The sequence below is a fragment of the Thermodesulfobium sp. 4217-1 genome (assembly GCF_039822205.1).
Classification (GTDB): domain Bacteria; phylum Thermodesulfobiota; class Thermodesulfobiia; order Thermodesulfobiales; family Thermodesulfobiaceae; genus Thermodesulfobium.
On the sequence record NZ_JBAGBW010000060.1, the window covers coordinates 1 to 1,205 of the forward strand.

General features: G+C 42.7%; 1 protein-coding gene. It reads right to left on the reverse strand.

Annotated features, from left to right (window positions below; genetic code table 11):
• The coding region (gene tuf / locus V4762_RS09955) for an elongation factor Tu (RefSeq protein WP_347315624.1) at positions 1 to 1,205 on the reverse strand (1,205 nt) is incomplete at both ends.

Genomic DNA, 1,205 nt, shown 5'->3' on the forward strand with positions numbered 1-1,205 from the left:
TATTCGATCATCTTTGTGACTACGCCAGCACCAACAGTTCTGCCGCCTTCACGTATTGCAAATCTAAGTCCTTCTTCAATAGCTACTGGAGACATAAGCTCTACTACCATGTTTACGTTGTCACCAGGCATTATCATCTCTACGCCATCTGGAAGTTTGATTGTTCCTGTTACGTCTGTAGTTCTGAAATAGAACTGTGGACGATATCCATTGAAGAATGGAGTATGACGTCCGCCTTCTTCCTTTTTCAAAACGTATACCTCTGCATTGAACTTAGTAAATGGTTTGATTGAACCTGGCTTTGCAAGGACCTGTCCTCTTTCTACTTCGTCCTTGTCGACGCTCCTTAATAGACAACCTACGTTATCTCCTGCTATACCTTCGTCCAATATCTTTCTAAACATCTCTACAGATGTACAAACTGTCTTCTTTGGCTGCATTGAGAAGCCTACTATTTCTACTTCATCGCCAGGCTTAACACGGCCTCTTTCAATACGGCCTGTTACTACTGTGCCTCTGCCTGTAATTGTAAATACATCTTCAATTGCCATAACGAATGGTTTGTCTACATCTCTTTGTGGATCTGGGATGTATGAATCAAGGGCATCTGCGAGCTCCCATATTCTGTCTACCCATTCATTTTCCCCTCTTTGCAAAGACTTGTTTACTTGAAGGGCTTCGATAGCCTTTAGAGCAGAACCCCTTATGATAGGGATATCATCTCCAGGAAATTCATAAGAAGATAGTAGATCTCTTGTTTCCATCTCTACGAGATCTAAGAGCTCTGGGTCATCTACCATATCTGTTTTGTTCATAAACACTATGATAGAAGGAACTCCTACCTGCCTTGCAAGAAGTATGTGCTCTCTTGTCTGGGGCATTGGACCATCGTTTGCTGCTACTACTAGAACTGCTCCGTCCATCTGGGCTGCACCAGTTATCATGTTCTTGATGTAGTCAACGTGTCCCGGGCAGTCTACGTGTGCATAGTGCCTTTTCTCTGTTTCATACTCTACGTGAGCAATGTTAATAGTAATACCTCTTGCCTTTTCTTCAGGAGCAGAGTCAATATCCTCATATTTCTTTGCCTGTGCTTTTCCTGCAGCAGCAAGAGTCATTGTAAGAGCTGCAGTCAAAGTAGTCTTACCATGATCGATATGACCAATGGTGCCAACATTAAGGTGTGTCTTTGTTCGATCAAACTT